Source organism: Terrisporobacter glycolicus ATCC 14880 = DSM 1288, assembly GCF_036812735.1.
Lineage (GTDB): Bacteria > Bacillota > Clostridia > Peptostreptococcales > Peptostreptococcaceae > Terrisporobacter > Terrisporobacter glycolicus.
In genome coordinates this window covers 510,731-529,288 of sequence record NZ_CP117523.1, presented here as the reverse complement: position 1 = coordinate 529,288, position 18,558 = coordinate 510,731, and the positions used below count along the sequence as shown (strand labels likewise).

At 29.2% G+C, this 18,558-nt stretch carries 21 protein-coding genes; 1 reads left to right on the top strand and 20 read right to left on the bottom strand.

All coding sequences use genetic code 11. From position 1 onward, the window contains the following. Positions 1 to 77 precede the first annotated feature (77 nt). The 4 genes from TEGL_RS02760 to TEGL_RS02745 form a co-directional block, all read right to left on the bottom strand. A complete protein-coding gene (locus TEGL_RS02760) occupies positions 78 to 1,205 on the bottom strand; it encodes a DUF1648 domain-containing protein (RefSeq protein WP_018592427.1) in 1,128 nt (375 codons plus the stop codon). Positions 1,206 to 1,385: 180 nt separating this feature from the next. Continuing rightward, positions 1,386 to 2,525, bottom strand: a complete 1,140-nt coding sequence (locus TEGL_RS02755) for a DUF362 domain-containing protein (RefSeq protein WP_018592428.1) — start codon at positions 2,523 to 2,525, stop codon at positions 1,386 to 1,388. A gap of 147 nt (positions 2,526 to 2,672) precedes the next feature. Then, a complete protein-coding gene (locus tag TEGL_RS02750) occupies positions 2,673 to 2,972 on the bottom strand; it encodes a hypothetical protein (RefSeq protein WP_146053503.1) in 300 nt (99 codons plus the stop codon). A 224-nt stretch (positions 2,973 to 3,196) separates the two neighbouring features. Continuing rightward, complete coding sequence (locus TEGL_RS02745) at positions 3,197 to 3,586, bottom strand: DUF1284 domain-containing protein (protein WP_338460394.1); 390 nt, start codon at positions 3,584 to 3,586, stop codon at positions 3,197 to 3,199. A gap of 205 nt (positions 3,587 to 3,791) precedes the next feature. Here TEGL_RS02745 and TEGL_RS02740 point away from each other — a divergent pair, with 205 nt between their 5' ends. Then, positions 3,792 to 4,847: an NAD(P)H-dependent flavin oxidoreductase gene (locus TEGL_RS02740; RefSeq protein ID WP_018592431.1), complete on the top strand. Its 1,056-nt coding sequence runs from the start codon at positions 3,792 to 3,794 to the stop codon at positions 4,845 to 4,847. A gap of 172 nt (positions 4,848 to 5,019) precedes the next feature. Here the strand turns inward: TEGL_RS02740 and TEGL_RS02735 are convergent, their stop codons facing one another. From TEGL_RS02735 to TEGL_RS02660, 16 genes are all read right to left on the bottom strand, one after another. Further along, the gene (locus TEGL_RS02735) at positions 5,020 to 5,820 is read right to left on the bottom strand and encodes an acetyl-CoA carboxylase carboxyltransferase subunit alpha (protein ID WP_018592432.1); all 801 of its coding nucleotides are present in this window, start codon (positions 5,818 to 5,820) and stop codon (positions 5,020 to 5,022) included. Continuing rightward, positions 5,810 to 6,682, bottom strand: a complete 873-nt coding sequence (accD, locus tag TEGL_RS02730) for an acetyl-CoA carboxylase, carboxyltransferase subunit beta (protein WP_018592433.1) — start codon at positions 6,680 to 6,682, stop codon at positions 5,810 to 5,812. The genes TEGL_RS02735 and accD overlap by 11 nt, the downstream gene beginning before the upstream one ends. Further along, on the bottom strand, positions 6,675 to 8,027 hold the full coding sequence (locus TEGL_RS02725) for an acetyl-CoA carboxylase biotin carboxylase subunit (RefSeq protein ID WP_018592434.1): 1,353 nt from the start codon (positions 8,025 to 8,027) through the stop codon (positions 6,675 to 6,677). The genes accD and TEGL_RS02725 overlap by 8 nt, the downstream gene beginning before the upstream one ends. 8 nt (positions 8,028 to 8,035) lie before the next feature. After that, entirely contained in the window at positions 8,036 to 8,458 is a 423-nt protein-coding gene (fabZ, locus tag TEGL_RS02720; RefSeq protein WP_018592435.1) for a 3-hydroxyacyl-ACP dehydratase FabZ, read from the bottom strand. Continuing rightward, on the bottom strand, positions 8,459 to 8,959 hold the full coding sequence (gene accB, locus TEGL_RS02715; protein ID WP_018592436.1) for an acetyl-CoA carboxylase biotin carboxyl carrier protein: 501 nt from the start codon (positions 8,957 to 8,959) through the stop codon (positions 8,459 to 8,461). A gap of 13 nt (positions 8,960 to 8,972) precedes the next feature. Then, positions 8,973 to 10,208, bottom strand: coding sequence for a beta-ketoacyl-ACP synthase II (gene fabF / locus TEGL_RS02710; protein WP_018592437.1), 1,236 nt, complete (start codon positions 10,206 to 10,208; stop codon positions 8,973 to 8,975). Between the two features lie 9 nt (positions 10,209 to 10,217). Continuing rightward, a complete protein-coding gene (gene fabG, locus TEGL_RS02705) occupies positions 10,218 to 10,958 on the bottom strand; it encodes a 3-oxoacyl-[acyl-carrier-protein] reductase (RefSeq protein ID WP_018592438.1) in 741 nt (246 codons plus the stop codon). A 25-nt stretch (positions 10,959 to 10,983) separates the two neighbouring features. Next, the gene (gene fabD / locus TEGL_RS02700) at positions 10,984 to 11,934 is read right to left on the bottom strand and encodes an ACP S-malonyltransferase (protein ID WP_018592439.1); all 951 of its coding nucleotides are present in this window, start codon (positions 11,932 to 11,934) and stop codon (positions 10,984 to 10,986) included. Beyond that, positions 11,927 to 12,862: an enoyl-[acyl-carrier-protein] reductase FabK gene (gene fabK, locus TEGL_RS02695; protein WP_018592440.1), complete on the bottom strand. Its 936-nt coding sequence runs from the start codon at positions 12,860 to 12,862 to the stop codon at positions 11,927 to 11,929. The genes fabD and fabK overlap by 8 nt, the downstream gene beginning before the upstream one ends. 24 nt (positions 12,863 to 12,886) lie before the next feature. Continuing rightward, positions 12,887 to 13,108, bottom strand: coding sequence for an acyl carrier protein (locus TEGL_RS02690; protein WP_018592441.1), 222 nt, complete (start codon positions 13,106 to 13,108; stop codon positions 12,887 to 12,889). Positions 13,109 to 13,250: 142 nt separating this feature from the next. Beyond that, positions 13,251 to 14,228, bottom strand: coding sequence for a beta-ketoacyl-ACP synthase III (locus TEGL_RS02685; RefSeq protein ID WP_018592442.1), 978 nt, complete (start codon positions 14,226 to 14,228; stop codon positions 13,251 to 13,253). 151 nt (positions 14,229 to 14,379) lie between these two features. Beyond that, the gene (acpS, locus tag TEGL_RS02680; RefSeq protein WP_018592443.1) at positions 14,380 to 14,769 is read right to left on the bottom strand and encodes a holo-ACP synthase; all 390 of its coding nucleotides are present in this window, start codon (positions 14,767 to 14,769) and stop codon (positions 14,380 to 14,382) included. Between the two features lie 166 nt (positions 14,770 to 14,935). Next, positions 14,936 to 15,721, bottom strand: coding sequence for a sugar phosphate isomerase/epimerase family protein (locus TEGL_RS02675; RefSeq protein ID WP_018592444.1), 786 nt, complete (start codon positions 15,719 to 15,721; stop codon positions 14,936 to 14,938). 1 nt (position 15,722) lies between these two features. Further along, complete coding sequence (locus tag TEGL_RS02670) at positions 15,723 to 16,811, bottom strand: ABC transporter ATP-binding protein (protein ID WP_027626966.1); 1,089 nt, start codon at positions 16,809 to 16,811, stop codon at positions 15,723 to 15,725. Positions 16,812 to 16,820: 9 nt separating this feature from the next. Then, positions 16,821 to 17,648, bottom strand: a complete 828-nt coding sequence (locus TEGL_RS02665; RefSeq protein WP_018590949.1) for a carbohydrate ABC transporter permease — start codon at positions 17,646 to 17,648, stop codon at positions 16,821 to 16,823. Beyond that, positions 17,638 to 18,540 (bottom strand): carbohydrate ABC transporter permease, encoded by a 903-nt coding sequence (locus tag TEGL_RS02660; protein WP_027626967.1) that lies wholly within the window; start codon positions 18,538 to 18,540, stop codon positions 17,638 to 17,640. Before TEGL_RS02660 ends, TEGL_RS02665 begins: the two co-directional genes overlap by 11 nt. Positions 18,541 to 18,558: the final 18 nt, after the last annotated feature.

The window sequence follows — 18,558 nt, the reverse complement described above, 5'->3', positions numbered from 1 at the left end:
TTATTGTAAAAAGTAGTTACTAGGCCTAAATAACTAGTAGCTACTTTTTTATTTTATTAAAACATTGTTCTCTTCTTCTATATAAAACATATTAATAAACTTCCAACTGTTATTAACACTAGGATAATTGTAATGGCTTTTCCTAAAATATGAGCCATATTCATGCCCCACCCCATACCTAGTCTTTTTTCCACCATAAGCTTTGGATCTTCTTTGTTGTAATAAATAAAACCATAAATCCACTTTTCATCATCATTTTCAACAGTATATATATTTCTACTCTTAGGTTTTATATTACTTAACATAAGATAAAAATAAATTACAGGCACTACCACAAAAATCATCACTATACATGATCCTAAAGTTAGCCACATCGGCATATCTTTTTCCTGTACCATAAATATTGGTATCGTAGATGTAATAGATTGAATACTAAGAGTTAGAGCAAGAAAAGAATATCCTATACCGTTTAAATATTTTAGAGCTTTCTTTCTATTTACTTCTAAATTTTTATCATCTATATAAGTATTTGCACATATACTTCCTATGCCTATTAGAGCAAATAATATTACCATAGATACATCTATAAAACTAGTAAAGAATACATTTAGTATGTTTTTTTCAGAGTATCCATCCGGTTTTCCATACGCTCCCCAGTGTGTTATTATAGTGTCTGGCATATTTTTATAGCTTAATAAAACATATACAAATGATGTAAGAGATAATACTATACATATTCCAAATAGTATCTTAAATTTCTTGATTAATTTTTTCTTTTCTTCTGCAAGAATTTCATCTTCTTTTATCATTACTCTTACAGATACTTGTTCTTTATTTTCAGTATTACAAGATTGTAAATTAGCTAAATAAGTATCTTTAATATATTTAACTTTTTTATATTCTATTGTTAAAATTAAAAAGAATAAAGTAAGATATATAGTAGTACAAATTATAATATTAGCAACTATATTTAAATCAAATATACTTTTTAATATTAAATAGATCATAATACTTAAAAGTAGTGATATATTTAATATTCTTTTAAAATCTTTATTTATCTTAATTTTTAAATCTTCTTCTATAATTATCTCGTTTATGTATACTCCAAAGAAGTATTTCCTGCTACTTAATGATTGTGTGCTTAAAGCTATTAAATGTGTAAATAAAATTGTCAGTATAAATACTATATAGTTTAGAAAAAACATAAGATCCCCCCTCCGCATTTATGCTAATTATAATTTACCGTTCCTCAAATTTGTATATAAATAGAATATGAAGATTTTAACTTTCTATTTATATGTTTTATATTATATGAACTTAAAATAAAATATCAATCACTTTTCCTGAGGTATGGTTTTTTATGCGTAAGTTACATTTAAGTCTTCTTATAAAAATCTAAAAATAAAAGGCCTTTTCAAATCTACAGCCTTTTTAGGGCATAATTCATGACAGCAAAAACATCTTATACAATTGTCTAAATTTATATTAGGACCATTTTCATTCATATCTATAACTTTAGGTGGGCAGACTCTACTACATACTCCACACTTTACACATTCTTTATAATTTATTACTGGTTTCCCTGCCAGTTTTTTATTTATAAAAATCTCAATATTTCTAGGTACTTTCCCTCTTAGAAAACTAATACTTTTATTTGAAGGTATTTTAAAATCCTTAATCACTTTATCTTCTAATTTTTCCCCTAATAAACAAATATCCAAAAAATCTTTTTCTATTAAGTTTCTTTCAACACACCTTTGTACTGTTGGAACCTTAAGTGGATCTAAATTTATAAGTTTACAAGCAATAACATCTATAGCATAAGGACTCGTAGATGCTAGTAATACACCTATTTTTCTAGGTACACCTGCAGTTGGCCCTTCACCTTCCATACCTACTACACCATCCATAATAGTAAGGGTTGGTGATACAAAAGCACATATATCAACTAATGCCTCTGTAAAATCCTTAACTTCAGGCATTTTAAAATGATACTCAGCCTTTTTCACTCCAGGTATTACTCCAAATAAATTTTTTACCCCTCCTGTAAAAGTTGCCATGGCATGAGTTTTTAATTTACAAATATTTATAACATGATCTACTTCAACTATAGGATTTATTACTGTCATATATTTTAGTATTTTTCCATGGGTATTTTCTACTTTTATTTCTGAAGTGTCGTAATTTAGTTCAATATTAAGCTCTTCACATACTTTTTCTATTCCACAAGCTTTGTATACACCTTTTAAAGATGATTTTGTGTAAGGTCCTCCTGGACTATCACCAACTATTATCCTGCATTGAAGCTCCAAAAGTTCTTCCGCCATAATTTTCAAAATCATCGGATGAGTGGTTGCCATTTCTTCCGGTAATTTTTTTGAAACAAGATTAAGCTTTATAAATACTGTACTGTTTTTCTTTACATACTTTTCAAGTCCACCTAAATCTTGTAACAACTTTTTAAATTTGGATTTTACTTCTTCATATTTATAACTATCACAACTTCTTAGTGACACTTCTTTCATTTTATATCTCCTTTTTATAATATTCCATTTTTAATTACTTAATTAATTATATCATTTCATAATAAAAGATTAGAAAATAAAAAACTTCTGAGAAATAGAAGCCTTTTTATTTCTCAGAAGTTTTTATAATATCTAATTTAATATATTTTAATTTTTAAAAGCAGGATAACTTTTCATTATGCCTTCCCATAATGCATTTATGTAAATCTCAAAAGTATCATAATCATACTTAAATAATGCATCTGGTAAAGTAACTTGTACAGATTTAGCAATAACTAAAATTCTATTATAAAAATCATGATACTGATCATATTTAATCATTTCCAGTAATCTTAATATTTCTAATTCATGTAACTCAGCTTTTTCCCCAATATCATACCCTACATTACTTATCATCTTTATTTCTTCCATAGGCACACCAACTTCCATAATATTATAGTTTTTCAATAAAATTATAAAAATAAAAGCTTAAAAGATTAGTCCCAACTAAACAAAAAACATGAAGCTACATTAATTAATTATTTTAATTAATATAAACCTTCATGATTTATATACATTTCTATTAGATTTTATTATTTTTACATTTTTCGATTTAGCATTAAATACATTATATGTGATTTTAATAGCACAGACAATCTATTTTAAACGACATTTTCTACGTATTTTCAACACTATTTAATAATTATATAATCTTTACAATTGGTAACTCCATACCACTCACATTCTTTACAAATATCATCAAATATGATTTCTTTTATATTGTTATATACTAATGCTTCTAATTCACTATAATTGTAAAATCCCTCTTTTAAATTAAAATGACTTGCTACTTTTAAATCAAGCAATTCCACTTTATCTTGAGATGAGCAAAGATTTTCATCTAATTTATTAGGACATTTTTCACAAATACTATCCGTATAAAAAACTAACTCTACCTCATTCATTTCTTTTTTCAAATTATCTACTTGAAGAAATTTATTATAAGCTTTAATTTTATTTATAATATTTTCCATTTTAGCTTTAAATTCTTCACTGTACCCATTTCCACTATATGCCCTCATACAAAGTATATGATGCGGTCTTATTCTTAACATAAACTTATTTTTAAGCCTCCTTTCAAAATTCAAATTTATATATTAAAAACCTTGGATTTTCCATATATTCATAAGATTATTATAGTATGAAAACACTGTATTTTATAGTATAATATTAAGTAATCTTAGTTAGTTTTAATTTTAGATTTCCCCATTATATAGGAGGAAATTTATGAAAGAATTAGTAATAGGAAATTTAATTGTAAAAGTACCTGTAATACAAGGTGGTATGGGCATAGGTGTATCTAGATCGTCTTTAGCATCTGCTGTTAGTAATGCTGGTGGAATTGGGATTATATCTGGTGTTAACATTGGATATGATGAATATGATTTTGAAAATAACACTTTGGAAGCAAATTTAAGAGCTTTAAAAAAACATCTTAAAATAGCTAAAGAAAAATCTAATAATGGCATAATTGGTGTTAATTTAATGGTGGCCATGAATTATTATGAAGAACATGTAAAAACAGCAATAGAATCTGGCTGTGACTTAATAATCTCTGGAGCTGGGCTACCTTTGCATTTGCCTAAATTAATAAAAAATAGTACAACTAAAATAGCTCCTATTGTATCATCATCTAAGGCAGCACAGGTTATCCTAAAAATGTGGGATAAAAAGGACAAGACAACAGCTGATTTAATAATTGTGGAAGGTCCTAAAGCTGGTGGTCATTTAGGCTTTAATAATGATGAGTTAGATCATATAGAATCAATTAATTATGATGATGAATTTATTAAAATTCTAGACATCACAAAAACATACGAAGAAAAATACAATAAAAAAATACCAGTAATTGCTGCTGGCGGAATATCATCTGGACTTGATGTGAAAAAGTATTTAGATTTAGGTGCTAGCGGTGTTCAAGTAGGTACTAGATTTGTTGCTACTCATGAGTGTGATGCACATGATAACTTTAAACAAACTTATGTTAATGCCAAGGAAGAAGATATTAAAATAGTTAAAAGTCCTGTTGGACTTCCTGGAAGGGCAATAAAAAATAAATTTATTGATAAGGTGTCCTGTTCAAGACCTAAAATTACAAAGTGCTATAATTGCTTAGTTCCTTGTAATCCTAAAGACACACCTTATTGTATTTCAACTGCTTTGATAAATGCAGTAAAAGGTAATGTGGATGATGCTCTATTATTCTGTGGAGCAGATGCATACAAAATAAATGAATTAAAATCAGTAAAAGAAGTTATGGATGAATTAACTTGTGAAATATAATATATAATTAAGGAAGCTGGCTAACTCCATTGGAATTAGCCAGCTTTTATTGTTTATTTAATAATTGTAATATAATATAGGTTTCTTTTCCATATCTTAAAATTAATAGTTTTAAAACAATAAAAAATGAAGGATCTACTTATTGTATCGTGTACCCTCCATTTCTGTTATTTTAATTTCCCATTTTTCTAAATTTGTCATATCTATTATTTAATAGTTCATGAGAATCTGTATTGATTAAATCCTCTAAATCCTTCAATATATATTCTTTTATATTTTCGCTTGCTTGAAGTGGGTTTGTCTGAGCACCATTTTCTGGCTCCATAATAATGTCATCTATTATGCCAAAATCTTTTAAATCATGAGCAGTTATCTTCATTGCTAAAGCCGCCTTTTTCGCCTTGCTTACATCTTTCCATAGTATAGATGCAAATCCTTCCGGAGATAAAATAGAATAAATTGAGTTTTCCATCATATATACTTTATCACCTAAAGCAAGAGCTAATGCTCCACCACTACCTCCTTCTCCTATGATTATAGATATTACGGGAGTTTTCAAACTACTCATTTCTAGTAAGTTTTGAGCTATAGCATGACCTTGGCCTCTTTCTTCCGCTCCTATACCACAAAATGCCCCAGGAGTATCTATAAAACAAACTATAGGTCTTTTAAATTTTTCTGCTTGCTTCATTAACCTTAAAGCTTTTTTATACCCTTCTGGATGAACCATACCAAAGTTCATATCTATATTTTCTTTTGTGGTTTTTCCTTTATTAATTCCAATAACTGTTACATTTATATTATTTATACTACCAATTCCACCAATTATAGCTTTATCGTCCCTAAAAGATCTATCACCATGAAGTTCAATAAATTCATCAAATATGTTTTCTATATAAAATTTAGCATTTGGTCTATCTTTATGTCTTGCAAGATTAACCTTATCCCATATTATATTTTCATTATTTTGCATTTTTCATCACCCCATGTAATCTTAAAACTTTGTATAAATAGTTTCTTAAATCCCTTCTTTTAACAATAGAATCTATAAATCCTTTTTCCAAAGCAAACTCTGCACTTTGGAAATCTTCTGGTAGCTTTTCATTTATGGTATTTTCTATTACTCTTCTTCCTGCAAATCCGATTACTGAGTTTGGCTCACTTATAATTATATCACCTTCCATGGCAAAGCTAGCTGTAACACCACCTGTTGTAGGATGAGTTATTACACTAATATATAGAAGTCCTGCATCATCATGTCTTGATATTGCTAGAGAAGTTTTAGCCATTTGCATAAGTGAAAATATACCTTCTTGCATTCTGGCTCCACCAGATGCTGTAAAAATAATAAGAGGGAGTCTATTCTTTGTAGCATACTCCACAATACGTGTTATTTTTTCACCTACAGCACATCCCATGCTTCCCATCATAAAGTTACTATCCATAATTGCACTTGCTACCTTAAGAGAATTAATTTCTCCAGTCCCTGTTATGACAGCTTCCTTTAAACCAGATTTAACTTGATTTAACTCTAATTTATCTTCATATCCCTCAAAATTCAAAGGATTTTTAGTTTCTACCTCTTTAAATAGTTCCACAAATGTATTTTTATCAAATATTTGGTCTACTCTATTCCTTGCAGAAATACTAAAATGATGTCCACATCCTATACATACCTTGTAATTTCTCTCTAAATCTTCTTTATAAAGTATGTTTTTACATTTAGGACAATTAGTCCATTTTCCATTAGGTATATTGGGAGTATGTGAGCTATCCTCTAAATTTCTAGTGCTTACTGTCACATATTCTCTTTTTCTAAATAAATTTTTAAGCATTATTATTCACCAACTTATTCTCTATAAAAGAAGTATTATAATTCCCATTTATAAAATCTTCATGTTCCAGTATTTCATATTGAAAATCTATATTTGTTGTAACTCCACCTATAGCAAATTCGTCTAAGGCTCTTTTCATTTTAATTATGGCGTTTTCTCTGTCATCTCCAAAAGTTATAAGCTTTCCTATCATAGAATCATAATATGGTGGAATTTCATAACCACAATAAATAGCACTATCAACCCTAACTCCTAAACCTGATGGAGTATATAATTCTGTTATTACTCCTGGACATGGTCTAAAATTATTTTTGGGATCTTCCGCATTTATTCTGCACTCTATAGCATGACCAGATATTTTAATATCTTCTTGGTTAATTTCCATCTTAATACCTGAAGCTATCTTTAACTGTTCTTTTACTATATCTATATTAGTAACCATTTCTGTAATAGGATGCTCAACTTGAATTCTTGTATTCATTTCCATAAAGTAAAACTCACCACTATCATCCACTAAAAATTCTATAGTCCCTGCATTTTTATAATCAACAGCCTCTGCTGCTTTAACTGCAACTTTCCCCATTTTTTCTCTTAAATTATCATTTAGAAAAACAGATGGAGCTTCTTCTAACACTTTTTGGTTATTTCTTTGCATTGAACATTCTCTTTCACCTAAATGAACTACCTTGTTATATTCATCAGCCAATATTTGAAATTCTATATGTCTTGGATCTTCTATAAATTTTTCAATATAAACCTTATCTTCACCAAAACAAGCTTTTGCTTCTAATTTGGCAGCTTCAAAATTATGTTTGAATTCCTTAATGTTTCTTACTATTCTTATTCCCTTGCCTCCACCACCGGCAGCTGCTTTTATCATCATTGGAAATCCTATATTTTTAGCTAAATCTAAAGCATGATCATATGAAAGTATTTCACCTTCATATCCTGGTACAACAGGAACATTTGCTTTTTTCATTATTTCTCTAGCTCTTGCTTTGTCTCCCATTAGCTCAATAGTTTCATAATCTGGTCCAATAAATTTTATATTGCATTCTTTGCACATTTTTGCAAACTTAGGATTTTCTGATAAAAATCCAAAGCCGGGATGTATACCTTCACACCCGGTTAAAACACACGCACTTAAAATATTTGTCATATTTAAATAACTATCTTTACTAAGCGGTCCTCCTACACAAACAGATTCATCTGCCATTTGTGTATGAAGGGCATCTTTATCCTGCTCAGAATAAATAGCTACAGTTCTTATATTAAGCTCTCTACAAGCCCTAATTATTCTTACTGCAATTTCACCTCTGTTAGCTATAAGAATTTTCTTTAACATAATATCACCTACCCAATAGCAAACATTATTTCGCCTTCACAAACTAAATTTCCATCCACAGTAGCTTTACCTTTTCCCACACCAATATTACCTCTTAGTTTCACTATTTCTATTTCTAGATTTAATTTATCTCCTGGCATTACTTGCTTTTTCCATCTTACTTTATCTGCCCCAACTAAAAATCCTATTTTTCCTTTGAATTCATCCTTTGACAGTATGCATATTGCGCCCATTTGAGCCAATGCTTCTAAAATTAATACTCCTGGCATTACAGGATATTCTGGAAAATGTCCATTGAAAAATTTCTCATTTATAGTTACATTTTTATATCCTTTTGCACTTTTTCCTTCTATTACTTCTTCAACTCTATCTATCATTAAAAATGGATATCTATGAGGTAAAATATCTTTTATTTCTTTAACTGTTAACATTTATACTCTCCTTACTTTGAATAATGGCTCTCCGTATTGAACCATTTTTCCATTTTCACTCAATACACTAACTATTTTACAATCAAATTCTGCACTTATTTCATTCATAAGTTTCATAGCTTCAACAATACAAACTACTTCACCTTTGCTTATTTTTTGACCTACACTTACAAAAGGATCATCATCTGGTGACATAGCTTCATAAAATGTTCCCACTATTGGTGAAGCTATTACTTCCATATCAGCATCATCATTATTTTGAGAAACATTACTTTCTTCAACATCTTTTTTAACTTCTGTTTTTATATCAACATCATTATTTAAATCACTTATGTCTAATTTCTTTGAATTATTGTCGCATAAATCATTATTATTAGATGAATAATTTCTCGTAATTGATTTATCCATTTTTATAAACTCTTTTTCATCTCTCATTTCAAAATAAGATAAATTGGAGTTGTTAATAAGTTCAATAAGTTCTTTTACTTCATCAAATCTCATATTTACCTCCTATTTAGTCCCACTTTTTGAATAAAAGTGTGGCATTGTGACCACCAAATCCTAGTGAGTTACTTAAAGCATATTTAAGTTCTTTTTCTCGTCCCACATTAGGTACATAGTCTAAATCTAATTCCTCTTCACCTTCACTATAACCTATAGTTGGATGTATAAATCCTTCTTGTAGGGACTTTATGCATGCTATGGATTCTATTGCTCCAGCTGCTCCTAACAGGTGACCTGTCATAGATTTAGTTGAAGAAATAGGAATGTTTTTTGCATCTTTTTCAAATACTTTTTTAATTGCTCTAGTTTCAAATAAATCATTATACGGTGTTGATGTACCATGAGCATTTATATAAGAAACTTCACTTGGGCTTATACCCGCTTCGTCAATTGCATCTTTCATTGCTTTTGATGCACTTATACCATCTGGATCTGGAGAAGTTATATGATAGGCATCACAAGTTGACCCATATCCTACTATTTCACATAGTATATTTGCTCCTCTTTTTAGTGCATGGTCCAAACTTTCCATAACTAATATTCCTGCGCCTTCACCCATAACAAATCCACTTCTGTCTTTGTCAAATGGTATAGATGCTCTTTCAGGTGTATTTTTAGAATTCAAAGCTTTCATATTACTAAACCCAGCTATGGCTATGGTTGTAATAGATGCTTCGCATCCTCCACTTATCATTACATCTGCATATCCATGTTTTATATGTCTAAATGCATCTCCTATATTATTAGTTCCTGTAGCACAAGCTGTTACAGCTGATGTACAAGTTCCTCTCGCACCATATTTAATGGCAATATTAGCAGCACCTGCATTAATTATAGTCATAGGTATATACATTGGGGATATTCTTTTAGGTCCTTTTTTGTATAAATTTCCAAATTCATTTTCATGAGTATGGAAACCTCCTATACCTGAACCAACCATTACACCAACTCTATTTTTATCTATTTCATCCATATTAATACCTGACTGTTTTATGGCTTCTTCACTAGCTATAAGTGCATATTGTGTAAATTTATCAAGTCTTCTACATTCTTTTTTATCTAAATAATCTTCTATTTTTAAATCTTTGACTTCTCCAGCTATTTTTACATCTAGATTTTCAACGTCCATTGACTTAATAAAGTCGATTCCTAATTTTCCATTTTTAGCATTAGTCCAAAATTCTTCAGCGCTATTTCCAATTGGAGTAACAGCACCTATTCCTGTTATAACTACTCTTTTATTCATAAAAACCTCCTACATTGCCATGCCGCCATCCACATGGATGACTTGACCTGTTATATAATCAGATTGATTGCTAGCTAAAAATAATGCTAAATTAGCAATATCCTCTGCTTGACCTAATCTTTTAAGAGGCACTTGAGACATTATGTTTTTCTTTTGGTCTTCACTTAATACTTTTGTCATATCAGTATCTATAAATCCTGGAGCAATGGCATTTACATTTATATTTTTGCCTCCAATTTCACGTGCTAAAGATTTTGTCATTCCAATAAGACCTGCTTTTGATGCACAGTAATTAACTTGCCCCGCATTACCTATAACACCAACTACTGAAGACATGTTTATTATTTTTCCAGATTTTTGTCTTACCATTATTGGAGTTACTGCTTTTAAACAATTAAATGCTCCTTTTAAGTTAACATCTATAACACTATCAAAATCTTCTTCTTTCATTCTCATTATTAAATTATCTTTTGTTATACCAGCATTATTAACTAATATATCTACTCTTCCAAAAGTTTCTTTAGCTTCTTTTATTAGTTTCTCAGCTTCTTCAAAATTACTTACATTTGCTTTGATAATCAAAGTATCAGATCCTAGTTTATCTAATTCTTCTTTTAACTTAAGAGCTTCTGTTTCACTATTTCTATAATTAAGCACTATACTAGCGCCTTCTTTGGCATATTTAAGAGCAATTTCTCTACCGATCCCTCTAGAAGCACCTGTAATTACTGCACATTTTCCTTGTAACATTAATTTACCTCCTGTTATTCAAAGCTTAAGCATTAATTTTTTCAAGCTTTAAACTTTCAACTGTTTCTCTTAAAGATTTTAAATCTTCTACATTATGAATTTTTACATCTTTATTTATTTTCTTTACAAATCCACTTAAAGTTTTACCTGGACCTACTTCTACAAAAGTATTAACTCCTCTGTCAATTAAATTTCTTATACTTTTTTCAAAAAGTACTGATGACATTATTTGTTGTCTTAATAACTCCTTCACATCATCACTTTCTTCATAAGGACTTCCTTTTACATTAGAGTAAACTGTCTTTTCAAATTTATTTATATTTACTTTTTTTAATTCTTCATAGAATTTATAACTAGCTTTTTCATATATAGAACTATGGAAAGGTCCACTTACTTTTAGGGGCAGTACCATTCCTTTTAGCTCTTTTCCTATTTTTATACTTGCTTTTATTGCCTTGTGTTCACCTGATATTACAACTTGACCAGGACAGTTATAGTTTGCACCTTCCACAAGTCCAGACTCACTAGCTCTTTTTATAAGTTCTTCAACTTTAAAATTATCAAGTTTTAATACAGCTGCCATAGTTCCTTCTTCTGGACTTACTTCTGAATCCATAATCTGCGCTCTTGTTTTTATAAGTTTCATCCCATCTTCAAAAGAAAGCATTCCACCATATACTAAAGCTCCATATTCTCCTAAAGATAATCCTAATGCATAGTCAGCTTCAACCCCTGACTCCTCCAAAGCTTTTTGACATGCTAGAGATGTTAGCATTATTGCAGGCTGGCTATTTTTAGTTCTAGTTAATTCTTCAATAGAACCATTGAAAATTAAATCCTTTATAGGCATATCTAGAATTTCTTCACCTTTATCAAATATGTTTTTGCAACTTTCTATGTTTTCATATAAATCTTTTCCCATATCTATATATTGGGCTCCTTGGCCTGGAAAAAGAAATGCTATTTTTTTACTCATTGCAAACCCTCCCAAGTACTAAATCTAGCTCACTTATTAATTCATCTATAATTTCTTTACAAGTTTGTTTTTTACTAACAAGCCCTGCTATTTGACCTGCCATAACACTACCGTTATTAACATCACCATCTACTACAGCTTTTCTTAAAGCTCCTTTTCCTAGAGCTTCTATTTCTTCTGGGTCAGCATTAGTTTTTTCAAGTTTTATATACTCTCTAGTAAGTTTATTTCTTAAAACTCTAACTGGATGAGATGTACTTGTTCCTGTAACTTCAGTATCTATATCTTTTGCGTTTAAAACTCTATCTTTATAATTTTCATGGACCTTGCATTCTTTTGATACTAAAAATCTAGTTCCCATTTGGACTCCACAAGCTCCAAGCATAAATGATGCTGCTATACCTCTTCCATCGCCTATACCTCCTGCTGCTATTACAGGGATATCCACTGCATCCACAACTTGTGGTACTAAACTCATAGTTGTCAATTGACCAATATGACCTCCTGCTTCCATCCCTTCTACTATAACTGCATCTGCACCGAATTTTTCCATTCTTTTTGCAATTGCTACAGAAGGGACAACAGGTATTACTTTTACATTGTGTTTTTTCCAATCTTCAATGTATTTTCCAGGACTTCCTGCCCCAGTAGTTACTACAGCAACTTGTTCATCACATACTAACTTTGCGATTTCGTCAATATTGTCTCTCATAAGCATTATGTTTATGCCAAAAGGCTTTTTAGTAAGGGATTTAGTTTTTCTGATTTCAGCTCTAACATCTTCTGTATTCCCTACTCCACTTATAATTCCTAGACCTCCTGCTTCACTAACTGCCGCTGCTAAAGTAGCATTTGATATCCAAGCCATACCGCCTTGAATTATTGGATATTCTATATTAAGTAATTCTGTTATCCTTGAAGTTTTCATATTTCCTCCTGTAACCATATCTTATTATTTTGTCTTTTCTTCTATATAGCTAACTACGTCCTTTATAGTTTTCATACTTTCTGGTGCTTCTACTTCTATTCCAAATTCTTCTTCTATCTCTATTATTAATTGGAATGTGTCTAATGAGTCTATTCCTAAAGATGCAAAAGTACTATCTAATTTTATTTCATCTCTCTCTATTGATAAGTTTTCTTCCATTATTCCTTGTAATTTTTCAAATATCATTTTTTCATCCTCCATAAATTCTAATAATTTTTATTATTTTTGTAATATTAATTTACTTTCTTACTTTAGTTATCTTAGTTAATTCTCTAATCTTAGTTAATCTTGTTAATTTTAAATTTCCTAAATTTTTATTTATTTAAAATTAAATAGCCCAATTTATTAAAGTTGCTCCGTAAGTAAGGCCTGCACCAAATCCGACTAATATAATTTTACTATCTTTTTTTAATAACCCTTTTTCACTCATATCGCTAAGTGCAATTGGTATAGATGCTCCTGAAGTATTTCCATACTCCTCCATATTCATATAAAACTTATTCATATCAACTTTTAACCTTTTAGCAGAATATTGAATAATTCTTATATTCGCTTGATGTGGAATTATATAATCAATATCATTAATATCTAAATTATTTTCTTCCAATATTTTATTAATTGAATTTACTATGACAGAAGTAGCAAACTTAAATATTTCACCGCCATCCATCCTTAATTTAGAATGTCTAATAGTTTTGCTTTCTACAAATGGGCTATCTACATCATTACCTCCAATTGTTAAGCATTTATATTTTTCTCCTACTGATTTGCAAAAAGAGCTCATAAGACCTAAGTTATAACTTTTTGACAAAACAGCTGCTCCTGCACCATCACCAAATAATACACATGTGGATCTATCCTCCCAGTCAAGTGACTTTGAAAGATTTTCAGCTCCTATAACTAGGGCATGTTTATAATTATTTGATGCCATCATAGCTTTAGCCACATCTAATCCATATATAAATCCAGAACAAGCAGCACTTATATCAAAGGCAAGGGCATTCTCAGCACCTATAATACTTTGAACTATGCATGCAGTAGATGGAGTAAACATGTCTGGTGTACAAGTTGCAACTATTAACAAATCCACATCCAATGGGCTTATATTTGCACTTTCCAAAGCTTTTTTACCAGCCTTCGCTGCCATATCAGATGTATCTTCACCTTTAGAAATATATCTACTTTTTATGCCAGTTCGTGAATAAATCCATTCGTCACTAGTATCAATGATTTCACTTAACTGATCATTAGTAACTAAATGGGAAGGTGTATATTTTCCTAAACCTTCTATAATTACCTCTTTCATAGATTTCTCCTTCTTTTATCTTTGAATTTAAAATATCTTGATTATCAAAATATAATATTCAAAATAATCTAAAGTTATTAATAAATTAATAATCCAGCTTTTATTTTGATATTCAAACTATATTACATACAAAGGAATAAGTCAACCTCTTTTACATAAATTTTTCTCTTATTATAGTCATAGCGTTGGCGATAGCATAGTCTTGACCATGAGATATTGATACTTTTATTTCTAGGACATTGTAATTTCTACATATTTCTTCTAAGTTATTATGTGTTATTACTATAGGCTTTCCTAATTCATCTCTTAAAACTTCTATATCTTTTAAGTCGTAACCCCTTATGCCTAGTCCAAGAGATTTACTTATAGCTTCTTTAGCCGCAAAATTTCCAGCTACCGTCTGCGAAGCATATCCTTTTGATTTAAATAGTTTTATTTCATTTTCTGTAAATAATTTTTTTAAGAAGTTTTCATTTTTGTTCATATACTGTTTTATTCTTCCAATTTCCACAATATCTATTCCTATATCCAAAATATTCATAATTTCCTCCATATAATAAATGTGCTATCTATTTTTCATTATAATTATATTATTTATACATTTTAACACTAATTTCACATGAACTGTAAAATTATTAAATACCTTCTACCAAATTAGCTTCATACTAAAAAGACATTGCTCTTTAACAATGCCTTCTCATTTATTATTAAATTTTAGATTTTATATAAGCTATATCTTCAATTAAAATATTAACCTTATCTCTATAATCTTTGCTATATTCTAAAACTAAATCTGCTTTATTAGTGTATTTTTTATATATTTCAATAAACTTTTCCATACTTAGCTTTCCATAACTTATTGAATCATGGCTATCTCTATCACCATCATTATTATGTAGATGATAAGACACTATTTTATCTTTTAACTCTTTAATTACATACTCTAAATCCCATCCATTTGCAAAGGCATGGCCAATGTCTATTAATACATCATTATTGCTTTCTTTGCAAATCTTAATAAATTCTTCCTGATCAAACAACATATTCTGACTGGATATTACACCAGCATTTTCTATTACTATATTGGCATTATAATATTTAGATAATTCATTTAATTCTTCTAAATTTATTTTAGAGTTATTAATCATTTTTTCTTTATCATATATTTTACAATTATTATGATGATAAACAATATATGAACTGTTTAACTCCTTAGATAATTTTAAAGTATCCATAAAATACGCCTTTGATTTATTATAAATAGCAGAACCTTTTTGTGCAGAGTGTTCAGTTTTATAATATGGACCATGTAATGAAATTTTATATTTTTTAAATCTATTAATATTTTTATTAACTATCTCTACAAATTCCTTATCATTAAATTCTGTAAATAACTCTATCCCCATATCTTCGTATTGAATAGCTTCCAGTATATTAAATACTTCATCCAGCTGATTTACTTTATACATGTTTGTACTTATATAAATATTCATCCTATATCTCCTCTGGGTATCCTATTGACGTTGTTGTTTCTCTATTAAATAAATGTATTTTCTTAAAATTAGGTTTATAGTAGATTTCATCACCGTTTTTAAATGCATCATCATCCACTAATGCTATTACTTCTTTGCCCTCTATTTCAAAATATACACCTATTTTATTTCCATAGTCTTCAATATATTTTACAACTCCTTTAAATGAGTTTACTGCCTGTATCCTAGATAACTCAACGTGCTCTGGTCTAACTCCAAAAGAAAGATGACTTATTTGATTTGACTCTATAAGTTTAATCCAACTATTTGGTATATCTATAGTTTGATTATCTAAATTTATAAATCCATTTTTATAATCAACATCAAATATATTCATAGATGGTGAACCTATAAATTTAGCAGTAAATATATTACTTGGTTTATTGTATACATTTTGTGGCGTATCAAGCATTTGCAAGTCACCTTTATTCATTAAAGCAATCCTATCTCCTATAGTCATTGCTTCCACTTGATCATGAGTTACGTATATAAAAGTTTGCTTATATGTTTCGTGAATTTTTACCAATTCTTTTCTAGCATGACCTCTTAATTGAGCATCAAGGTTTGATAAAGGTTCATCCAATAAGAAGAAGTCACCTCTTTTTACTACAGCTCTAGCAAGGGCAACTCTTTGACGTTGACCACCAGATAAGTCCTTAGGTTTACGTTCTTCTAAGCCTTCTAATTTTAACATTTTTACTGCCGCATTTAATCTTTTCTCTATATCATCTTTAGTAACTTTATGAGCTTTAAGTCCATAAATTATATTTTCTTTTACTGTCATATGAGGAAATAATGCATAGTTTTGGAATACCATAGCAATATTTCTATCGCCACTTTTTACTTCATTTACACATTTACCATCTATATATATTTTTCCTGATGTGGGTTTCTCTAAGCCAGCTATCATTCTTAAAATAGTAGATTTACCGCAGCCAGATGGACCTAGTATAATTAATCTTTCCCCTTCTTTTATAGTTAAGTTTAAATTTTTTACAACCTGTGTTTTACCATAATTTTTGCATATATTTTCAAATACAATTTCTTTCATAATTCTCTCCTATCCCTTTATTCCAGATGATGTAAAAGTATTTATAATATGTTTTTGGAATATTATATATAGTATTAAAGGTATTATCATTGTTATAACTGATACTGCCATTGCCACAGTAAAATCAGTTCCTCCTTCTGCACTTATAAATAGCTGCAGGGCTAAAGGTAGCGTAAAGTTTTCCTTAGTCTTTAATATTAATACTGGCCAAACATACTCATTCCAAGAGTTTATAAAGAACATTATTCCTGTTGAAATTATTGCTGGTTTGACCATTGGAACTATAATATCTCTCATTCTTTTAAAATGACTTATCTTTTCTATTTCTGTAACTTCAATAAGCGATTTAGGTATAGTCTTCATAGACTGTCTAAGTAAAAATATTCCTGTGGCATCACTTAGCTGAGGTAATATAACTCCCCATAAACTATCTCTCAAACCTAACTGAGATATGGTTAAATAATTTGGTATCATAGTCACCGTAAAGGGTATGAATATGGTACTTATTATTACAAAGTACAAAATATTTTTATATTTAAAATCAAAGTATACAAATGCATATGCTGCTAAAACAGATGTTGTAACCTTAAATAATGTAACCATTGTAGCTATAAAAAAAGTATTTCCTGTTATATTTATAAAAGGTAGTCTTTTAAATACTTCTATATAGTTGTTTAATGTTGGTTCGTTTGGTATAAGCCCCAATACATTATTGTATGCTTCTCCTAAACTTTTAAATGAACTTGATATGGCAAATATTATTGGAAAAAGGGATATTATCACAAATATACCTAAAATTATGTGATATTTTGTTTCTGAATTGAATTTAGTTTTCATAGTGCACTCCTTTTTCTACATACTTGAACTCTAAAATTAACAATACTATGAATAATGCCATCGTTATTATTGCAAATGCCGATGCTGTGCCCGTCTTATATAATACAAAAGCTTCTTGATAAACATTATAAATAGCATTGGAACTTGCATAGTTTGGCCCGCCTTGAGTAATAACTTTTATAGGAGTAAACACATACTGTAATCCTTGAACTATCGTCATAATCAATACGTAAATTCCTGTTGCACTACTCATTGGTATTATTATGTCTATGAATATCTTATACATTGGAATGTTATCTAGTTTTGCTGCCTCTATAACTTCATTAGATACACCTGATACCCCAGCCAGAACAACAATAAAGTTATATCCAAAAATTTTCCAACTTGTAATTATGCTTAATATGACTATTACTAATCCGTCTGTTTTGGTCCATACAGGTAATGTTATTCCAAACCAATTTGCAATTACTGCTGCTGGTCCAGAAATAGGATTAAGAATCCATAGATATAATATAGAACCTACTACTAAAGAAATTACACTTGGTAGAAATATAATACTTTTATAGAATCCTTTTGCCTTTGTTATTACTACAGAAAGTATAAATGATAGTATATATGGAGCCACAAAGTTTATTAAAAGTAATATTAATATATATAAAAATGTATTTCCCATAATTTTATAAGTTAGAGGATTATTAAATATTTCAATATAATTATTTAATCCTACAAAAATTTTTGTTGGTTTAACCATATTCCATGAAAAGAAACTTAAATATATAGTTCTGATTAATGGCCAAAACATAAATAATGCAAAAGCTAAAATTGATGGCAATATAAGCAAGTGGGGAGTTAATTTATCTTTGATTTTGTAAATACTTCTTTTTTTACTCATTTAATGTCTCCTTATTTA

Bases quoted from the DNA above. Each gene is read 5' to 3' on its own strand.
- TEGL_RS02735 (WP_018592432.1), bottom strand. From the start codon at position 5,820: ATGCAAAATAATGAAAATATAATATGGGATAAGGTTAATCTTGCAAGA.
- fabF (WP_018592437.1), bottom strand. From the start codon at position 10,208: ATGAATAAAAGAGTAGTTATAACAGGAATAGGTGCTGTTACTCCAATT.
- TEGL_RS02725 (WP_018592434.1), bottom strand. From the start codon at position 8,027: ATGTTAAAGAAAATTCTTATAGCTAACAGAGGTGAAATTGCAGTAAGA.
- TEGL_RS02675 (WP_018592444.1), bottom strand. From the start codon at position 15,721: ATGAATATTTATATAAGTACAAACATGTATAAAGTAAATCAGCTGGAT.
- TEGL_RS02755 (WP_018592428.1), bottom strand. From the start codon at position 2,525: ATGAAAGAAGTGTCACTAAGAAGTTGTGATAGTTATAAATATGAAGAA.
- TEGL_RS02745 (WP_338460394.1), bottom strand. From the start codon at position 3,586: ATGAGGGCATATAGTGGAAATGGGTACAGTGAAGAATTTAAAGCTAAA.
- TEGL_RS02685 (WP_018592442.1), bottom strand. From the start codon at position 14,228: ATGAAAGAGGTAATTATAGAAGGTTTAGGAAAATATACACCTTCCCAT.
- TEGL_RS02760 (WP_018592427.1), bottom strand. From the start codon at position 1,205: ATGTTTTTTCTAAACTATATAGTATTTATACTGACAATTTTATTTACA.
- fabD (WP_018592439.1), bottom strand. From the start codon at position 11,934: ATGAGTAAAAAAATAGCATTTCTTTTTCCAGGCCAAGGAGCCCAATAT.
- TEGL_RS02660 (WP_027626967.1), bottom strand. From the start codon at position 18,540: ATGAGTAAAAAAAGAAGTATTTACAAAATCAAAGATAAATTAACTCCC.
- fabK (WP_018592440.1), bottom strand. From the start codon at position 12,862: ATGAAAACTTCAAGGATAACAGAATTACTTAATATAGAATATCCAATA.
- TEGL_RS02670 (WP_027626966.1), bottom strand. From the start codon at position 16,811: ATGAAAGAAATTGTATTTGAAAATATATGCAAAAATTATGGTAAAACA.
- fabZ (WP_018592435.1), bottom strand. From the start codon at position 8,458: ATGTTAACAGTTAAAGAAATAAAAGATATTTTACCTCATAGATATCCA.
- accB (WP_018592436.1), bottom strand. From the start codon at position 8,959: ATGAGATTTGATGAAGTAAAAGAACTTATTGAACTTATTAACAACTCC.
- acpS (WP_018592443.1), bottom strand. From the start codon at position 14,769: ATGAATATTTTGGATATAGGAATAGATATTGTGGAAATTGGAAGAATA.
- accD (WP_018592433.1), bottom strand. From the start codon at position 6,682: ATGCTTAAAAATTTATTTAGAAAAAGAGAATATGTGACAGTAAGCACT.
- TEGL_RS02690 (WP_018592441.1), bottom strand. From the start codon at position 13,108: ATGATATTTGAAAAATTACAAGGAATAATGGAAGAAAACTTATCAATA.
- TEGL_RS02740 (WP_018592431.1), top strand. From the start codon at position 3,792: ATGAAAGAATTAGTAATAGGAAATTTAATTGTAAAAGTACCTGTAATA.
- fabG (WP_018592438.1), bottom strand. From the start codon at position 10,958: ATGTTACAAGGAAAATGTGCAGTAATTACAGGTGCTTCTAGAGGGATC.
- TEGL_RS02665 (WP_018590949.1), bottom strand. From the start codon at position 17,648: ATGAAAACTAAATTCAATTCAGAAACAAAATATCACATAATTTTAGGT.